General features: G+C 49.4%; 16 protein-coding genes. 4 read left to right on the forward strand and 12 right to left on the reverse strand.

All coding sequences use genetic code 11. The features are described from left to right. Window positions 1-10: 10 nt before the first annotated feature. From J6600_RS16440 to hprK, 4 genes are read right to left on the reverse strand one after another with little or no spacing between them, the layout of a single operon-like run. Window positions 11-526 (reverse strand): acyltransferase, encoded by a 516-nt coding sequence (locus tag J6600_RS16440; RefSeq protein WP_094296327.1) that lies wholly within the window; start codon window positions 524-526, stop codon window positions 11-13. Between the two features lie 3 nt (window positions 527-529). After that, window positions 530-1,180: a pyrophosphatase PpaX gene (gene ppaX, locus J6600_RS16445; RefSeq protein WP_029973522.1), complete on the reverse strand. Its 651-nt coding sequence runs from the start codon at window positions 1,178-1,180 to the stop codon at window positions 530-532. A gap of 18 nt (window positions 1,181-1,198) precedes the next feature. After that, on the reverse strand, window positions 1,199-2,020 hold the full coding sequence (gene lgt / locus J6600_RS16450) for a prolipoprotein diacylglyceryl transferase (RefSeq protein WP_209387626.1): 822 nt from the start codon (window positions 2,018-2,020) through the stop codon (window positions 1,199-1,201). 14 nt (window positions 2,021-2,034) lie between these two features. After that, a complete protein-coding gene (gene hprK / locus J6600_RS16455; RefSeq protein ID WP_003151456.1) occupies window positions 2,035-2,967 on the reverse strand; it encodes an HPr(Ser) kinase/phosphatase in 933 nt (310 codons plus the stop codon). Between the two features lie 169 nt (window positions 2,968-3,136). Between hprK and nagA the strand changes: the two genes are divergently transcribed. The 3 genes from nagA to J6600_RS16470 are packed head-to-tail and all read left to right on the forward strand — an operon-like array spanning window position 3,137 to window position 5,794. Then, window positions 3,137-4,327, forward strand: coding sequence for an N-acetylglucosamine-6-phosphate deacetylase (nagA, locus tag J6600_RS16460; RefSeq protein WP_209387627.1), 1,191 nt, complete (start codon window positions 3,137-3,139; stop codon window positions 4,325-4,327). Then, window positions 4,324-5,049, forward strand: coding sequence for a glucosamine-6-phosphate deaminase (gene nagB, locus J6600_RS16465; RefSeq protein ID WP_209387628.1), 726 nt, complete (start codon window positions 4,324-4,326; stop codon window positions 5,047-5,049). The genes nagA and nagB overlap by 4 nt, the downstream gene beginning before the upstream one ends. Window positions 5,050-5,062: 13 nt before the next feature. Next, window positions 5,063-5,794: a GntR family transcriptional regulator gene (locus tag J6600_RS16470; RefSeq protein ID WP_012118554.1), complete on the forward strand. Its 732-nt coding sequence runs from the start codon at window positions 5,063-5,065 to the stop codon at window positions 5,792-5,794. A 144-nt stretch (window positions 5,795-5,938) separates the two neighbouring features. Here the strand turns inward: J6600_RS16470 and J6600_RS16475 are convergent, their stop codons facing one another. From J6600_RS16475 to J6600_RS16500, 6 genes are all read right to left on the reverse strand, one after another. Beyond that, window positions 5,939-6,514: a TetR/AcrR family transcriptional regulator gene (locus J6600_RS16475; protein WP_007614041.1), complete on the reverse strand. Its 576-nt coding sequence runs from the start codon at window positions 6,512-6,514 to the stop codon at window positions 5,939-5,941. Window positions 6,515-6,681: 167 nt separating this feature from the next. Next, the gene (locus J6600_RS16480) at window positions 6,682-10,551 is read right to left on the reverse strand and encodes a metallophosphoesterase (protein ID WP_209387629.1); all 3,870 of its coding nucleotides are present in this window, start codon (window positions 10,549-10,551) and stop codon (window positions 6,682-6,684) included. Between the two features lie 93 nt (window positions 10,552-10,644). After that, entirely contained in the window at window positions 10,645-11,004 is a 360-nt protein-coding gene (locus J6600_RS16485; protein WP_014418984.1) for a phage holin family protein, read from the reverse strand. Then, on the reverse strand, window positions 11,005-11,199 hold the full coding sequence (locus J6600_RS16490) for a PspC domain-containing protein (RefSeq protein ID WP_209387630.1): 195 nt from the start codon (window positions 11,197-11,199) through the stop codon (window positions 11,005-11,007). Between the two features lie 4 nt (window positions 11,200-11,203). After that, a complete protein-coding gene (locus J6600_RS16495) occupies window positions 11,204-12,301 on the reverse strand; it encodes a DUF4097 family beta strand repeat-containing protein (protein ID WP_209387631.1) in 1,098 nt (365 codons plus the stop codon). Between the two features lie 24 nt (window positions 12,302-12,325). Next, the gene (locus J6600_RS16500) at window positions 12,326-12,652 is read right to left on the reverse strand and encodes a hypothetical protein (RefSeq protein ID WP_003151444.1); all 327 of its coding nucleotides are present in this window, start codon (window positions 12,650-12,652) and stop codon (window positions 12,326-12,328) included. Window positions 12,653-12,849: 197 nt separating this feature from the next. On the opposite strand from J6600_RS16500, the gene J6600_RS16505 reads away from it, so the two are divergent. After that, the gene (locus J6600_RS16505) at window positions 12,850-13,089 is read left to right on the forward strand and encodes a hypothetical protein (RefSeq protein ID WP_003151443.1); all 240 of its coding nucleotides are present in this window, start codon (window positions 12,850-12,852) and stop codon (window positions 13,087-13,089) included. A 48-nt stretch (window positions 13,090-13,137) separates the two neighbouring features. Here J6600_RS16505 and uvrA read toward each other — a convergent pair whose 3' ends face one another. Then, window positions 13,138-16,011 carry an excinuclease ABC subunit UvrA gene (gene uvrA / locus J6600_RS16510; protein WP_209387632.1) on the reverse strand — a complete coding sequence of 958 codons (2,874 nt, stop codon included), beginning with the start codon at window positions 16,009-16,011 and terminating at the stop codon, window positions 13,138-13,140. Between the two features lie 7 nt (window positions 16,012-16,018). Then, the gene (gene uvrB, locus J6600_RS16515) at window positions 16,019-18,004 is read right to left on the reverse strand and encodes an excinuclease ABC subunit UvrB (RefSeq protein ID WP_003151439.1); all 1,986 of its coding nucleotides are present in this window, start codon (window positions 18,002-18,004) and stop codon (window positions 16,019-16,021) included. Window positions 18,005-18,013: the final 9 nt, after the last annotated feature.

The following is an 18,013-nucleotide window of genomic DNA, read 5'->3' on the forward strand; positions in this document are numbered from 1 at the left end:
CTGACCTTAATCAGCGGGGTTTTCCCATTCGTTCTTTCATTTCTTCGTCCGTATAGATCACCTGCATCGGATTTCCTCCGACAAACGCCCCGGCCGGGACATCTTTGTGCACCAGCGTGCCGGCTGATACAACGGCTCCGCTCCCGATGGTGACGCCGGGCAGAATGGTTGTGTTTGCCCCGATCATCACCTCGTCACCGATTGTGACAAAACCGGTCCGGTACTCATGTATTAAGTATTCATGAGCCAAAATCGTCGTATTGTAGCCGATGATGCTGTTTTTTCCGACAGTGATTTTTTCGGGAAACATGATATCCGGCATCACCATCAGCGCGAATGACGTCTGTTTTCCGACATTCATTTTCAAAAAGGTTCGGTACAGCCAGTTTTTCACGCTTAAAAACGGCGTATACCTTGCGATCTGAATGATGATGAAATTTTTCATCACCTTCAGAAAGGGAACCGTCTGATAAACATGCCACAATGAATTTGCACCTGCAACCGGATGGCGGTCTGTTTTTCTCACGGATTACTTCACTCCGGTGATGTGCAATAAATCACTCATTTTCTCGAGCATATAATCGGGTTCATAGGCGGAAAGCGCCTGTGCGCCTTTAATCGTCCACGCGACGCCGGCTGTTTTCGTGCCGGCGTTTTTTCCCGCCATGACATCGTGATAATTGTCACCGACCATTAGGGCTTCCGACGGATCGCACCCCAGCCGGCTGAGAGCAAGCCGCACAGGCTCGGGGTCAGGCTTCGCATGCTTAACATCATCAAGCGTGACGACAGTATCGAAAAACGCCCCGATGCCTGTCAGCTTCAATCCCATATTCACTGTATCCCTCAGCTTTGTGGTGACAATCCCGAGCTGATAGCCCGCTTTTTTCAATTCATCAAGCGTTTCATAAACCGTTTCGTACTCCGTAACGAGCTCATCGTGCTTTTCATGGTTGAATGCTCTGTACATGCTGATCATCTCATCGCACTTTTCAGCATTAATACCTGAAAACGTTTCATACAGAGGCGGGCCGATAAACGGAAGCACATCTTCCCTTTTGAACTGCCCCGGGCAATAATGATCAAGCGTATGAAGGTAAGAAGCGATAATCAGTTCATTCGTGTCAATCAGCGTGCCGTCGAGATCGAATAAAATGGCGGTTACACGTTTATCAGTCATCTTATGTCCTTTCCGATTTCAGGCGTCAGTCGTGTCGGCATACCGCTTATCGGCATACCCCTTCATGCGTCTGAAAATCATTAAAATAATCGCAAGTACAATCAGCACAATGGAAATGACCTGCGCGATCCGAAGCTGGCTCGTAAGCATCAGGCTGTCCGTCCGCATTCCCTCAATAAAGTATCTGCCGATTGAATACCAGATCACATACGTCAAAAACAGATTGCCCCTGCGCAGGTTCACGCGGCGGAGCAGAAGCAGAATCACGACGCCCGCAAAACTCCACAGCGATTCATACAAAAACGTCGGGTGGTAATATTGTCCGTCTATGTACATCTGATTAATGATGAAATCCGAAAGATGCAGGCTTTCCAAAAATGACCGGCTGACCGCTTCACCGTGAGCCTCCTGGTTGATAAAGTTCCCCCAGCGCCCGATGGCCTGGCCGAGCAGAATACTCGGCGCGGCAATATCCGCCAGCTTCCAGAATGAGATGCCCCTTACTTTTGAAAAGACGATTCCCGTCGCGATCGCGCCGATTAATCCGCCGTGAATCGCAATGCCGCCTTTCCAAATTTTAATGATTTCCCCGGGGTGTTCCGAGTAATAGCTCCACTCGAAAAGCACATAATATGCCCTTGCGCAAATGATTGCGATCGGGATGGCGAAAAGAACAAGATCAATAAAAATGTCCTTTTTCAGCCCCCGCTTTTCACTCTCCCTCATGGCCATCCAAAGCCCTAATAACGCACCCGCGCCGATAATGATTCCGTACCAGTGCACGGATAACGGCCCGAGCTGAAAGGCAATCGGATTGATTGGTGTTCCTGCTTCATTCATATCATTGCCAACTCCTATTCGTCTTGTTCGCCGTCCTCAATGACATCCGCCAGCTTATTCGTGAATTGCTCGGCAGCATTTAAGCCCATCCGCTTCAATCTGAAGTTCATCGCCGCAACTTCGATAATAACGGCGAGATTCCGCCCCGGGCGAACGGGAATGGTCAGTTTTGTAATTTCCGTATCAATGATTTTCATTTTTTCTTCTTCAAGTCCGAGACGGTCGTATTGTTTCCCTTGCTCCCAAAGCTCAAGGTCCATGACGATTGTAATTCTTTTATTGCTTCTGACGGCGCCCGCTCCGAACAGCGTCATGACATTTATAATGCCGAGCCCCCTGATTTCGAGCAGATGCTCAATCAGATCAGGCGCGTTCCCGACTAGGGTATCCTGATCCTCCTGCCGGATTTCAACGCAGTCATCCGCGACAAGACGATGGCCTCGTTTGACAAGCTCCAGCGCCGTTTCACTTTTACCGACGCCGCTTTTTCCCGTAATGAGCACGCCGACGCCGTATATATCCACAAGCACGCCGTGAATGGCCGTTGTCGGCGCGAGACGGCTCTCAAGAAAATTCGTCAGCCGGCTTGACAGCCTGGTTGTTTTCAGAGGGGATCTGAGCACAGGCACGCCGTTTTGCTCGGAAGCTTCTACAAGCTCCGGCGGGATCGGCATATCTCTGGAAAGTATGATAGCCGGCGTCACATCGGTGCACAGCGATTTCATCCGCTGTTTCTTATCTTCCTCGGGAAGCTGATCAAAAAATGACAGCTCCGTTTTTCCTAAAAGCTGCACCCGTTCTCTCGGGTAATATGTAAAATAACCGGCGATTTCAATACCGGGCCGTGATAAATCACTCATCGTAATCGGGCGGTTAATCCCTTCTTCTCCGCTGATCAATTCTAAATGGAACTGCTCCATTACGTCTTTGGTCCGAACCTTTGCCAAGATATGTTCCTCCTGTTCTGGGATGTTCCGAGCTTTGAACAGTTATATTTTATCACTTTACCGTCTGAACCAAAACAGATTTATACAATTCCGGCATAACTGGTCTAGATAACTAGTCTGAAAAAGAGTAAAATAAAACTAACAACTAACCAGAAAGGCGTGTTTTAAAGTGGCTGAAAGCTTGTTAATCAGCGGTGCGGACATCGTAACAGAAGAAGAAATCATCCGAAACGGATTTCTTGGTATAAAGAACGGCATCATTGCTTACGCGGGGAAAACAAGACCGCAAGAAACGTATGAGAAGGAATGGAAGGCGCCCGCGGGCTCGTATGCGCTTCCCGGAATGATTGATATCCATATTCACGGCGGATACGGCGCGGATACGATGGATGCTGATGTTGCATCTCTTGATACAATGTCCGCCCGGCTGCCCGAAGAAGGAACAACCTCTTTTCTAGCGACAACGATCACACAGCAGCACGAAAACATTGAAAAAGCGCTCGTCAACGCCAAAAAATGGGCGTCTTCCTCACCGCAGGCCCAAAAAGGCGCTGAGTTGATCGGCATTCATTTAGAAGGACCGTTTGTCTCTCCGAAAAAGGCGGGAGCACAGCCGAAACAATGGATTACTCCTGCTGATGCCGGGCTCTTTCAGAAATGGGAGCGGCTCTCGGGAGGGCTGATCAAAATCGTGACGCTTGCGCCGGAAGAAGATCCTGATTTCAGCCTGATCCGTTATTTAAAAAACCAAAACATCATCCCGTCAATGGGACACACAGACGCAGGAGCCGAGCTTTTACAAAAAGCGGCGGATGCCGGGGCGGTGCATATGACGCACCTCTTCAATGCCATGAGCTCCTTTCATCACCGTGAGCCGGGGGGCATCGGTACGGCTCTCGCCTGCGGCCGCATCACGGCGGAGCTGATCACTGACGGCATTCATTCCCATCCTCTGGCTGTAAAGCTTGCCTATTTGGCGAAAGGAAGCCAAAACCTGATCATGATTACAGACTCCATGCGGGCAAAAGGGCTTAAGGACGGAGAATACGAGTTCGGCGGACAAAAAGTCACCGTTCGCGGGGACACGGCGCTTCTCTCTGACGGGACGCTGGCCGGTTCCATTTTAAAAATGAATGAAGGCGCAGAGCTCATGCGCAGGTTTACAAACTGCTCATGGCCGGATATAGCAAATATGACATCGGCAAATGCGGCCCGCCGCCTCGGCATATTCGACCGTAAAGGAAGCATCGCCGAAGGAAAAGACGCCGACGTTGTTCTGACGGACGGACAGTGCGGCGTGCTGGCCACGATTTGCCGCGGAAACACCGCATATATCTCAAGGGAGGCTGATTGGACATGAACGTTATCACATGCAGACATTATGAAGAATTAAGTGAAAAAGCCGCAGCGATTATCGCTGAAACAGTGAAACAAAAGCCGGATGCCGTTCTCGGCCTTGCGACGGGGGGCACTCCTGAAGGCGTATACAAAGAACTTGTGCGGATGCACCGCTCAGAGGGCTTGTCATTCCGAAATGTCACGACGATCAACCTTGACGAATACGCCGGGCTTTCTCCCGAGGACAAAAACAGCTATCATTATTATATGAATACACATTTTTTTGCACATATCGACAGCCGAAAGGACCGCCACTTTCTCCCTGACGGACGGGCAGACGATCTTGATGCCGAATGCGGACGCTTTGACCGATTGATTCAAACACTCGGCGGAGCGGATATACAGCTTTTAGGCATCGGACACAACGGCCATATCGGCTTTAATGAACCCGGGACGCCATTTGAATCCCGAACCCATGTTGTTGAGCTGAATGAAGAGACAAGACAGGCGAATGCGCGGTACTTTCCGTCAATTGATCAAGTCCCTGTAAAAGCCCTGACAATGGGGATCGGGACGATTTTGTCCGGCAAACGGATTTTGATCATGGCATCCGGAAAAAGCAAGGCCCACGCGGTGAAGCAGCTTCTGGACGGGCGCATCAGCGAAGCATTCCCCGCCTCCGCCCTGCACGCGCATCCGGATGTGACGGTCTTGATTGATGAAAAGGCTGCGGGCGGCGATTGAAAGGATTTGACCTATGCAGATTGATAAACAATCTCCGATTCCGATTTACTTTCAGATTATGGAACAATTAAAAACACAAATCAAAAACGGCGAGCTGAAAGCGGATGCGCTGCTTCCGTCGGAGCGGGAATACGCCGAACAATTCGGCATCAGCCGAATGACGGTGCGCCAGGCGCTTTCCAATCTGGTGAATGAAGGATTTTTATACAGGCAGAAAGGCCGGGGAACGTTCGTCAGCAAACTGAAGATGGAACAGCCGCTTCAAGGGCTGACAAGCTTTACGGAAGATATGAGAAGCCGGGGCATGAAGCCGGGGAGCAGACTTGCCGAATACCAGCTGATTCAGGCGACGGAAGAATTATCTTCTATCCTGGGATGCGGCTATCCGGCAACGCTTCATAAAATTATCCGCGTCCGGCTGGCAAATGATATCCCGATGGCGATTGAGGCATCGTACATCCCGTTTGACAAGGCGGGAAAACTGGACGCCTCCCATTTTCAATCATCCATGTATGAGCATATTGAAGCGTACAATCAGATGCCGATCTCACGTGCAAAACAAGAGCTTGAACCGGGAGCCGCTTCCGAGGAAGAAGCTGAGCTGCTCGGTATCCAGCCCGGCGCCCCCGTCCTCTATATCAAGCGGACCACTTATCTGCAGGACGGCACTGCCTTTGAGCACGTCAAATCCGCCTACAGAGGCGACCGCTACACATTCGTGCATTATATGGACAGGGTGAAATGAAACATCTCCAACCGTTACGGGTTGGAGATGTTTTTTTGATCTGCCATTTTCAAATCAAGCCGGTGAATGTTCTCTATGACTCTGTCAAAACAAAGAGGCTGGGGTTCTGGTAGCTATTTTTATAAAGAAAAGAGTAATAAAATCCTACCCTCTGTTTTGGACAATATACGGAACCTGTTTTGAAATCAGCAGCAGCGGTTCTTTGTTTTTATGAGCCAGTGAAAACATGATTGCGCCTTCAATCATCGAGTTGATTGTCACCCCGAGCTTCTCCGCTTCCTCTTGTTCAAACCCATGCTCAAGAAATTTTGCCGCAAACACATCCGTCCACTTCTTGAACACCTCAACACATGTGCATCTTAACGTTTCATTGATCAGAGCGGTCTCACCCGCCAGCAATCCAACCGGCACGCCCTCAATATTCTGCGGATCATTAAACTGTTCAGCCGTTACATGAATAAAGTGCTGAATCGCTTCTATAGGGTCCGCGAATTGAGACATACTATTCTGTATTTGCTTTTCAACGCATCTTCCCGTATATTTGATCGCCGCAATGGCGAGTTCTGCTTTTCCGTTTGGAAAGTGATGATACACAGACCCTCTGGGTGCTCCGCTCTCTTTTATAATTTGGTTCAAACCAGTCGCATGGTATCCCTGAATCTGAAAAAGATATGCAGAGGTTTGAATAATTCTTTCTTTTGTCCCGGTTTTACTGTTCATTATGTTTCCTCCTGCATATTACGAAAACCAATCGATTTTAGTATAGAAAAGGGACATAAAAAAGTCAAAAGCACTTATTACAGCAGGGCGCCGCCATTTACGTACAGAAAAAATCCTGCTGACCGTCAGATTTTCTTCTGAGCGATCAGCAGGCTGTATTTTTTTCGTTATGGGTTTGAGGCATGCCTGAAATCAAACTGATCCGGAGCCGGGCGATACGGAGTATTTCCCGTTTTGAACATCCACAGCGGTGATATTGTTTTGCCGTTGTACGGGTCCTTAACGACGGTGTACCAGTAATAAACGGAATCAGGCTGCAGGCCGTCCCAGACCCAATTTGCGGTTTTTCCGCTTTTTACGTGTTTTTTATGACCGAGCAGTTCGTTCGTATAGACGTTGCATTCAAAATAATCGGTCGCCACCCTTTTCCTCTTCGGCTGTAAATCCATTTCTGCTGAGAATTCGTCTTTATCAGCGAACAGATCGGTGTCATAGTAATTGATGTCATCCGTGTACGGCGAGTAGGAGAACATGTGAACCTGATTGGCGGCCTGATCGAATTGCATCATGCGCATAAAGCCCTGTCCCCCTTCCGGACCGTCCTGGTAGTCGGTCAGAATTTGGTGGACGAGGCGGTCCGGTTTTCCGTCCCCGTCATCGTCAAGCGCATCGGTTTTTTTCATGGCGTTATGGTAATGGCCGCTTAATACCATCGCCACATTGCGATTCGGCTTGACGACTTTTCGATAGATCGTTTCCCCGATCGGACTTCGATTTCCGCTCACAAGCAAGTACTCATGAAAGCATAAGATGGCGGTTCGGTCCGGATACCTCTTTAGCACTTGATTGATCCAGTCAATCTCTTGTTCCCCAATGCCCCAGCCCATATAAATCATAATAAAATCGTTCCCGCTTGCCGACAGCAGGTCATAATGCCCGCGGTTATTTTTGTATGATCCGCCGTAATGCATGTTCTGTTCAAACCGGCGGCTCCCGAAGAAATCCCCGAAGGTTCGGTATGTGCCGTCTTTATGGCCGACGTCGTGATTGCCGGCAAGCACTCCGTACGGAATCCCAGCCTTATCAAGCGTCCGCATGGAGTGATCGGCGTTTTTCCACTGTTTCATCATCATTGAATCATCGACGATATCACCGGTATGAAAGACATATTTAATATTGTGCTTTTCCTTATTTTCTTTGATCCACTCCGTCATTTTGTCAAAAATGTGCGGGTGCCCTTGTGCGTAATACTGTGTATCCGACATCCAGACAAACGTGTAATTGCCTTTCGCCGGTATTTGATCCTGCACGATGACATTCATTTTTGAGTTCTTCACCACATCCGCTGCGGAAACGGCGGCTTTTAATGTAAACGGCTTTTTATCTTTGGCAAGGACGCTGTCCGCCTCCTGCCAGCGGCTTGTCCGGTAATTCCAAATATACATGGTTACCTTTCGGCCGGGCAGAGAGCTTCCTTTCCAGACCGCCTCGGCCAGATCCGTTTCGTCGATAGACGGGTCAACGGAGACTTCGAATCGGTGATAAGGAAAACGCTCCATACTTTCCGTCGAAACGGTTTTTCCGTCATTTGCCGAGATGCGGTTCATTTCAGGCAGGGTAAACGGCATTTCATTTTCTTTTATGCCCCTCGGCGGTTCCGTTAATGAGGCGTGTTTATACACTTTCACGCTGCCCGGATTCCGCGCGGTATAACGGAAGCCCCGGTAAAATGATACATTCATGTCATCCTTCGTCGGGTCTTTTACCCGGACGGACAGCTTTGCTTTGTGGGCGCCGATTTTTTGATCGGCAAGCTCCGGCTGGTTCGGCTCCTCCCGTTTGATATGGAAGGTGCGGACGGAGGTTGTTTCATTTCCGGCAAGGTCTGCCGCAATGATAGTAAGGGTATGTTTTCCGGGCTTAAGATCGGCTGATGACGTGTGATGCGGGAGCGTAATGCTTTCACCGTCCAAAAACGCTTTGACCTCTTCCACTTTGCTCCATTTGTCACGGATGTCCGCATTCAGCTCAACATTACCTTTCAGCGCCGCGCCTTCTTTAATATTCGGGACAATCTTCGGCCCCGTATTGTCCACCCGCACAGACTGGCTCAGCTGCTCCTCACCGTCGCTAACAAAAATATGGTGATAGCCTTCAGAAAGCTTCGCCGTGTTCCACGGCAGCAGCCGTGACGTAAACAAATGATCCGGCAGGCTGAATGAGAAGGTCTTCTGCTGATTCGCCCGCCTGCCGTCACCGATAAACAGCTGCTCAGCCGGGTCCGTCTTCCCATCTTTGATCACCGTTCCGTCCGAAAGCACCAGACGGGCATGTTTCACGACAAAATCATCCCGATTCTCTCCCGTGTCATACGGAGAAACCTTTGAGCCCGAACGGATGGATACTTTCTGTGTTTTGCCCCCTTTTTGCAGCAGACGTTCCGGAAGGAGAACCGAGTGTGTTCTGTAGCGGTGAGACGGATCGTCAAAAATGTGCAGCACCTCGTTTTCCATCATGACGGTGTTTTGAAAATAAAGATTCGTTTTCCGGGCATCGAAGGCGAAATAGACTTCTTTTTCCAAGGCCGGCCGGGTCTCCTGCCGTTTGCCGTCAATCCACAGCTTGATCTTATCGGGGCTGACGTCGGAAGTCGCTTTGAGCAGATAGGTGCCGGATATCGTATCTTCGGGTTCAACATTCATTCTGAGTCCGTGTGATTTGCTCGTCTGTTCAATGTCAATCATCTTGACGGGCGTTTTTGCTTCATTTTCTCCATCACTGGCTGCGATATAATATTCAAGCTGATCCTGGCCGAGCAGTTCCGGGGAATAAAGAATGTGATGGTATAAGCTGTCGTTGCGGTCTTTTTCTGCCAGAATTCGTTTGAATGGTTTTTTCTCATTGGTCCGGTAATAAAACGCGGCTGTTTTGACAAGGTTTTTGTCTTTTATGTCAGCCTTTAATTCAATGCTTTCAGCGGGCCGGACGGGCTTTCTGTCTGTAAGGTCTTCGATGACCGGTTTTTCCTTGTCGGGTTTTATCACCCTTTTCTGTTGCGGGATCTGCGCCTGAAAAACAGAGCCCGGTGACGGCTTATGCTCGCTCGTGGAGATCTTCAGCAATTCTCCCGTTCCGTTCAGCGGATATTTGTACAGCAAAGAAGTCAGCCGGCGGAAAGCGTGTTTACGGTAATGCGCTGAGGCGATACCCTTTCCGGTATTTGCCGACAGCACCACCGTACGCGGGCGGCCGTTGGACATTCCGTCCGTCCCTTCGATGACGGCGAGATGTTTTCCCTCCTTCAGGCGTGTCCCGTAATAGCGGTTGAAATCATCTATCGTCAGTTCTGATGCGGCGCGTCTCAGCCAAAACACGTAAGTCCCGCCTGACGGAATGACGGTATCTTCTTTCGGCCTCCATATCATATCTGATTCCGGCCCTTCCTTCGGATAGCGGTAGCGGATGTGATAGTCTTTAAAATGAATGGGCCTGTCCGTCGTGTTATACACCTCGATAAATTCATAGGCATCAGCGCCGTCTTCATTTTTCGTATCAACCGCAAGCTCCGTAATCATCAGCTCGGGAATATGATTCAAATCAGCTTGATAGCCGTCCAGCTTCAGCCGCTTTTTCTCCGATTCCGCCCGCTGTCTGCCGTTGGTGAAAACGAGGTAATATTCCAATTCTCCATTCCAGATATCCCGTTTTGAAACCTGGGCCGTAAACAGCCGGATTGCGCCTGGCGCGGGCTCCATCGGCACCATTTTAAACCCCAGCTCATTGCTTTGTTTATAAAAAAGAAACGCCGAAAACGCTTGATAGTCAGCATTCTGTACATGAGCCTGTATGAACAGGTTTCTTTTCATTTCCGCCTTTACTTCGATTTGGGGAGGATTCTCCAGAAGCGGTATGTAATGAGGCGGCTGTCCGAATTCCTGCTGATTCACGGGGATTGCCGATTCTTTGCGCGCCGCATCCGCAGAAGGACTCACACAAAGCAAACCAATCAGAAAAAAGAGCGTCATCACAAGTTTCATCTCATTACCTCCCTATGCATTATGTTGCGTCAGGAGGCCGCCGCTTATGTAAACCGCACATAAAAAAGCTGCCCTCTCGGGACAGCTCGTTTTTTACCCTTTTCTAAGCGGCTCCAATATGCCTTTTTGGATCAGCAAGTGGAAAACGGACAGCACGACGGATGCCCAAATGGCGGTGCCGAACCCGTCAATCTGAAAGCTGTCTCCCATCAAGGCTGCGGTCATCATTAACGTAATGGCGTTGATGACAAACAGAAAGAGGCCGAGGGTCACAACCGTGACAGGCAATGTCAATATGACGATGATCGGTTTGATCAGCACATTTAACACAGAAAGAATCACACTGGCGATGACAGCCGCTCCGATACTGCTGATATGGACGGAATCAAAATATCCCGCGATAACGATTAATAATAACGCATTTACTAAAATGCTGACTGCCCATTTGATCATTTATTTCAAATCTCCTTCTAAAGGTACAACAAAACACCAGATAATATATACAATCGGCACGATTCCCGGCATGACAAGCGCTAATACAACGGTGATAATGCGCAAAAGCGACGTATCCATATTGATGTACTCCGCCAAACCGCCGACGACGCCGGCGATTTTACGGTTTTTTTCTGAACGGTAAAGTCTTTTCATCCAATCACCTCTGAGTATGCTTGAGCTTAATGGCTCCTGTTAACGATTCTGAGAAAATCGAGAGATGCTGATCATGGCCTTGATTTGATGCCAGCATCAGTTCTTTTTGAATGGTATCATTCTTTTCCTTTAAAATTTCCACATCAATCAGCTCATGGCTGAGAGAGCCGAGATTGCTTTTCAGCTCAGCTTTCACTGCCGAATCATCAGGCAGAGCGATCTCCACGTTTCCGGTCGTCGTTTTCGTGTAGATGGAGCGGCAGTGCGGCGCTGTCACGGTAAGCATGATATTGCCGTTAAAGCTTTGAACGTCAATGGATTCACTCGATCCGCGCAAATCAATCAAGCCGTTGATCGTTTCCGCTTCAATCGCGCCGCATTGATGTCCGGCCAGCTTGATTTGTCCGTTAGCCGTTTCCGCTGACGCTTTATCAGCCGTCAAATGAGAGAATGACAGAACGCCGTTTGTCGTTTTCGCCGAGAATTCTTTTACATGTAAATGTTCCCCTCTGATCGGTCCGTTAAACAGCTTCACTCTTATCTTATCGTACTCTTTCTGGGGAACATAAAGCGTGACATTGGTTTTCATCGTTTTCTTTTCCGTGCGGACAAAAAACTTATTGCCCTTCACTTCACACTCAATATGCTGAAGAAATGCGGTGCGCGCCGCCTCCTGACTGTCCGCCCGGTACACTTTCGCCTGGCACTCCGCTCTGATATCTTCATCTGCCCACGGCACGATATTGACGCTGCCGTTTGCGATCTGCATATCAATGGCCGAGAATTCACTGTCTTTAAATTGAAAAATATGCTGCACTTCGTGTGCGTGGCCGAAATTCAGATCAAGATCCGCTTCCTTCACTTTTTTGACGGCAGAATCAATCCAGTCGAACAGCTTCGCCCCGAGCGACGGCTTTTGGCTTCCTTTTGCCCCGCTTTCGAAATCTTCCGCAGGTTCCTGGACCTCCGCAGATAATGCGGTGATCTGCTCTTCTTTTTCTTTATATTCATGATCCAGTTTTTCAATGAGCGTCAGTGCTTCCTGCGCCGTCAGCATGCCGTCTTCCACAAGCTTTAAAATCCGTTCTTTCTCCTGTTTCATACAAAACTCCTCCCCCGACTTTTCTTACACCTGGCGTAACACCTTAATTCCCTGCACGATATTCCAAATGACCATTCCGATGAGGATCAGAAAATAAACAGCTGCTCCTGTTATCATAACAAAAACGGGCACCATACTCTCCCCTTGAGCCGTAATCAATCCGCCGACAACACCCGCGGTCACAATCAGCAATCCCGCAAACGGAATGATATGGGAAATCAGAGCGCGCATGGCATGCCGCTTCGTCTCTTTTTCATCGACGACAAAGTAAGCCACAATCGGAAGAATGAGCGGCGCGAGAAACACGCTGAAATAACAGATTGATGCGATAATCGCTTGATTTCGGTTCAATAAAAACACTCCCTGTGCCGTAATGTAAAAACCCTTCCTTATACATACGTATGACGAATGGGCGGGTTTCATTTTCATGCTAAGGACATGCTTCGTTATACGTAATTTTTGATTTCAGAGATTTCACTATAGAATCTTTTCCCCGAACCGATTACAATATGTAACAAAGCCTGACCGTATGCAAGGAGGACATACAAATGGAGAAAGATCCCGAAAACGCCCAAGTAACGGAAGAGAGTCTTCGAAATTTAATTCGCGAACAGAAAAGAATGAACAGCGAAATGCTGGCTGAATTGGAACAGATCAAAGCAGCCCCTCTTCCCATTTCCCATGATATCCAATATATAAAAGTGCTGCTGGACAGCAGCAGCACCCATATTCTGCAGGACTTAATGCATTTAAGCAGACAGCTTCCCCAACAGAAAAAAAGCCTGTAACAACAACAGCCCAAAACCGATGAGTTTTGGGCTGTTTTTATTGATCTATTACGTGGCTGCCGTTTCTTTTTCGGCCAGCAATGTTTTCATCCGTTTTCTATCTCGTTCCATTACCGGTTTCAGATAGCGGCCCGTATATGATTCTTTCACTTCGACAACTTCTTCAGGCGTCCCGGAGGCTACGATCATGCCGCCGCCCGCTCCGCCTTCAGGTCCCAGATCGACGATGTAGTCCGCCGTTTTAATGATATCGAGATTGTGTTCAATGACCAAAACGGTATCTCCGTTATCGACGAGTCTTTGAAGCACAACCAAAAGCCTTGCGATATCATCAACGTGGAGGCCTGTCGTCGGTTCGTCCAAAATATACAGCGTCCGGCCGGTGGAACGCTTATGCAGTTCGGAAGCAAGCTTGACGCGCTGCGCTTCTCCGCCTGACAGCGTCGTCGCCGGCTGGCCGAGCGTCACATACCCGAGTCCGACATCGGCAAGCGTTTGAAGCTTGCGTTTGATTTTCGGGATATTTTCAAAGAAAGACAGAGCATCTTCCACCGTCATATCCAGAACGTCAGAAATGCTTTTTCCTTTGTATGTGACCTCCAGCGTCTCCCGGTTGTAACGTTTGCCGTGGCACACTTCACACGGAACGTACACGTCAGGAAGGAAGTGCATCTCAATTTTGATGATGCCGTCGCCGCGGCAGGCCTCACAGCGCCCGCCTTTTACATTAAAACTGAACCGGCCTTTTTTATAGCCGCGCACCTTTGCTTCATTTGTCTGCGCGAATACATCGCGGATATCATCAAACACGCCCGTGTAAGTTGCCGGGTTTGATCTCGGTGTCCGGCCGATCGGCGCCTGGTCGATGTCGATCACCTTATCAAGGTGGTCAAGGCCTTTGATTTCTTTATGGCTTCCCGGTTTCGCTTTGGCTTTATGAAGCTTTTGCGCAAGCGCCTTATGCAGAATTTCATTCACAAGCGTGCTTTTTCCGGAACCGGACACACCTGTCACCGCCGTAAAAGTGCCGAGCGGGAATTTGGCGTTCGCTTTTTTCAGGTTGTTTTCTGAAGCGCCTTTGATTTCAATGAACCGGCCGTCAGGCTTTCTTCTCTCCGGAGGCATCGGGATGAATTGAGCCCCTGACAAATAACGTCCGGTCAGAGAGTCCGCATCATTCATCACTTCTTCAGGCGTCCCCGCCGATATGACGCGGCCGCCGTGAATGCCGGCACCCGGACCGATATCTATCAAATAATCGGCAGCCATCATCGTATCTTCATCATGCTCCACGACAATCAGTGTGTTGCCGAGATCCCTCATGTTTTTCAGCGCGCTGATCAGACGGTCATTGTCACGCTGGTGAAGACCGATGGACGGCTCATCAAGAATGTACAGGACGCCTGACAAACGGGAGCCGATCTGCGTCGCAAGCCTGATACGCTGGGCTTCTCCGCCTGACAGCGTTCCCGCCGCCCGGCTCAGCGTCAGGTAATCAAGACCGACTTTATCTAAGAAGCTGAGCCGCTCCACAATCTCTCTTAAAATTAAATCGGCAATCTGCATATCTTTCTCAGACAGCGTCAGGTTTTTGAAAAATTCCAGCGCATCGCCGACGGAAAGCTCGGTAATGGTGCCGATGTGGCGCCCATTAACCAAAACGGCAAGCGCTTCTTTCTTCAGCCGGTAGCCTTTGCACGTCGGGCACGATTTCTGTGACATGTACTGCTCCATCTGTTCACGGATATAATCGGAGCTTGTCTCTTTATACCGTCTCTCAATATTGCGCAGCACGCCTTCAAATTCAATTTCATTTTCGCGCACTTGTCCGAAATCATTCTCGTATTTAAAGTAGATCCGTTCATCGCCGCTGCCGTACAGCACTTTATCAAGCTGATGCTTCGGCAGGTCTTTGACCGGAGTCTCCATATCAATGCCGTAATGGCGGCAGACCGCCTGAAGCAGCTGCGGATAATATTGTGAACTGATCGGCGTCCACGGCGCGATGGCGTGTTCTTTTAATGACAGCTCAGGATTGGGAATGACGAGCTCTGGGTCCACTTCCAGCTTCAGGCCGAGACCGTCACAAGTCGGGCAGGCGCCGAACGGGCTGTTAAACGAAAACAGCCGGGGTTCAAGCTCTCCGATAGAAAAACCGCACAGCGGACAGGCGTGATGCTCGCTGAACATCAGCTCCTCCTGACCGATGATATCTATCATGACACGGCCTTCCCCTAAGCGGAGCGCGGTTTCCAGTGAGTCGGAAAGCCGGGCGGCAACCCCTTCCTTGACGACAATCCGGTCAATGACTACTTCAATGGAATGCTTTTTGTTTTTTTCAAGTTCAATATCGTCGGAAAGCTCGGCCATTTCTCCGTCAATCCGCACCCTTACGTAACCTTGCTTTCTGATTTGGTCAAGCACTTTGACATGGGCGCCTTTTCTGCCTGAGATGATCGGCGCAAGCACTTGAAGCTTCGTCCGCTCCGGATATTCAAGAATCCGGTCAACCATCTGTTCAATCGTTTGCGACGTAATTTCAATGCCGTGCTCCGGGCAGTGCGGCTTCCCGACTCTCGCGTACAGCAGCCGGAGATAATCATAAATCTCCGTTACCGTTCCGACGGTTGACCGCGGATTGCGGCTTGTTGTTTTCTGGTCAATGCTGATCGCCGGAGAAAGCCCTTCGATCGCATCAACGTCCGGCTTATCCATCTGTCCTAAAAATTGGCGCGCATAGGCAGAAAGCGATTCAACATACCGCCTCTGTCCTTCCGCGTAAATGGTGTCAAAGGCAAGGGATGATTTTCCCGATCCGGACAGCCCCGTCACGACGACGAGCTGATCCCGCGGAATCGTTACATCAATGTTTTTTAAATTGTGCGCCCTTGCGCCTTTCACCTCGATCCGGTCAATTGCCATGTGTTCATCATCCTTCCGCTTTAAGCTCTAACAGTAAATCACGAAGCTCTGCCGCCCGCTCGAAATCAAGCGCTCTGGCCGCTTCTTTCATTTCGTGCTCCATTTGCTCAACGACTTTCTGGCGTTCTTTCTTCGTCATCTTCGCCAGTTTAGGCGCGGCTTTTGTTTTATATTCTTCTTTATCCTCAGCGGCCTGCGTCGCGCGGATCACATCGCGGATTTCCTTATTGATCGTTTGCGGCGTAATGCCGTGAATTTCGTTAAAGCGCTCCTGCTGTTCCCGGCGGCGCTTCGTTTCATTAATCGCGATTTCCATCGAATTCGTGATTTTATCGGCATACATGATGACGCGGCCTTCCGCGTTTCGTGCCGCCCGTCCGATCGTCTGAATCAGCGAACGTTCAGAACGGAGGAAGCCTTCTTTATCCGCATCGAGAATGGCGACAAGTGACACTTCCGGAATATCAAGCCCTTCCCTCAGCAGGTTGATGCCGATTAACACATCATGTTTTCCGAGGCGGAGGTCACGGATGATTTCAATCCGTTCAAGCGTCTTAATCTCGGAATGCAGATAATTGACCTTGATGCCGATTTCCTTGAGATAATCGGTCAGATCCTCTGACATTTTTTTCGTTAAAGTCGTCACGAGAACGCGTTCATTCCGTTCAATCCTCGCCTGTATCTCGCCGATCAGATCATCAATCTGTCCTTCGATCGGCCGGACGTCAATGAGGGGATCGAGGAGTCCCGTCGGTCTGATGATCTGCTCGATCATTTCCGGCGTATGCTCAATTTCATACGGTCCCGGAGTCGCCGACACGTACACGATATTGTGCATGTGTTTCTCAAATTCCTCGAATCGGAGCGGACGGTTGTCAAGCGCTGACGGCAGGCGGAACCCGTGATCGACAAGCACCTGTTTTCTCGCCTGGTCACCGTTGAACATGCCGCGCACCTGCGGAATCGTCACATGTGATTCATCAACGACAATCATAAAATCATCCGGAAAATAATCAAGCAGCGTATACGGCGTAGAGCCCGGCGGTCGGAGCGTCAAATGTCTTGAATAGTTCTCGATCCCTGAGCAAAAACCCATTTCCCGCATCATTTCAAGATCATATCTCGTCCGCTGCTCAAGCCGCTGCGCTTCAAGGAGCTTGCCGTTTTCGTGCATCACTTTCAAGCGCTCCTCAAGCTCCTGTTCAATATTCAGAATCGCTTTTTCCATCTTTTCCGCCCGGGTGACGAAGTGGGAAGCCGGGAAAATCGCGACATGGTCACGGTCGCCGAGAATTTCTCCGGTCAAAGCGTCGACCTCTCTGATCCGCTCAATTTCATCTCCGAAAAATTCCACTCTGATACAATGTTCGTCACGGGAAGCCGGGAAGATTTCCACAACGTCTCCGCGCACGCGGAACGTCCCGCGCTGAAAGTCGATATCATTGCGGGCATACTGGATATCCACAAGCTTTCTCAGCAGCTCGTTCCGCTCAATCTCCATTTCCGGTCTGAGCGACACAACCATTTCCCGGTATTCTTCAGGCGAACCGAGACCGTATATGCATGACACACTCGCGATAATAATGACATCTCTCCGTTCAAACAGAGAGGATGTCGCGGAGTGTCTCAGTTTATCAATTTCATCATTAATGCTTGCGTCTTTCTCTATAAAAGTATCCGTTTGAGGCACGTACGCCTCCGGCTGATAGTAATCGTAATAGCTGACAAAATATTCGACAGCGTTGTTCGGGAAAAACTCCTTAAACTCGCTGTACAGCTGTCCGGCAAGGGTTTTGTTATGGGCAATGACCAGTGTCGGTTTATTCACTTCTTTAATAAGATTGGACACGGTAAAGGTTTTGCCCGTCCCTGTCGCACCCAGGAGAGTCTGGTGTTTTCTGCCTTCCTGTATGCCTTTGACAAGCTTCTCAATCGCTTGCGGCTGATCTCCCTGGGGCTGATATTTCGAGACTAACTCAAAACGATCTTTCACAAAAAAGCC

This window comes from Bacillus sp. LJBV19 (assembly GCF_017797845.1).
GTDB classification, from domain to species: Bacteria; Bacillota; Bacilli; order Bacillales; family Bacillaceae; genus Bacillus; species Bacillus velezensis.

Coding starts and splice junctions, on each gene's coding strand:
- J6600_RS16495 (WP_209387631.1), bottom strand. CDS start 12,301: ATGAAACAGGAGAAAGAACGGATTTTAAAGCTTGTGGAAGACGGCATG.
- J6600_RS16475 (WP_007614041.1), bottom strand. CDS start 6,514: ATGAACAGTAAAACCGGGACAAAAGAAAGAATTATTCAAACCTCTGCA.
- uvrA (WP_209387632.1), bottom strand. CDS start 16,011: ATGGCAATTGACCGGATCGAGGTGAAAGGCGCAAGGGCGCACAATTTA.
- ppaX (WP_029973522.1), bottom strand. CDS start 1,180: ATGACTGATAAACGTGTAACCGCCATTTTATTCGATCTCGACGGCACG.
- J6600_RS16480 (WP_209387629.1), bottom strand. CDS start 10,551: ATGAAACTTGTGATGACGCTCTTTTTTCTGATTGGTTTGCTTTGTGTG.
- nagB (WP_209387628.1), top strand. CDS start 4,324: ATGAACGTTATCACATGCAGACATTATGAAGAATTAAGTGAAAAAGCC.
- J6600_RS16485 (WP_014418984.1), bottom strand. CDS start 11,004: ATGATCAAATGGGCAGTCAGCATTTTAGTAAATGCGTTATTATTAATC.
- J6600_RS16470 (WP_012118554.1), top strand. CDS start 5,063: ATGCAGATTGATAAACAATCTCCGATTCCGATTTACTTTCAGATTATG.
- lgt (WP_209387626.1), bottom strand. CDS start 2,020: ATGAATGAAGCAGGAACACCAATCAATCCGATTGCCTTTCAGCTCGGG.
- J6600_RS16490 (WP_209387630.1), bottom strand. CDS start 11,199: ATGAAAAGACTTTACCGTTCAGAAAAAAACCGTAAAATCGCCGGCGTC.
- J6600_RS16505 (WP_003151443.1), top strand. CDS start 12,850: ATGGAGAAAGATCCCGAAAACGCCCAAGTAACGGAAGAGAGTCTTCGA.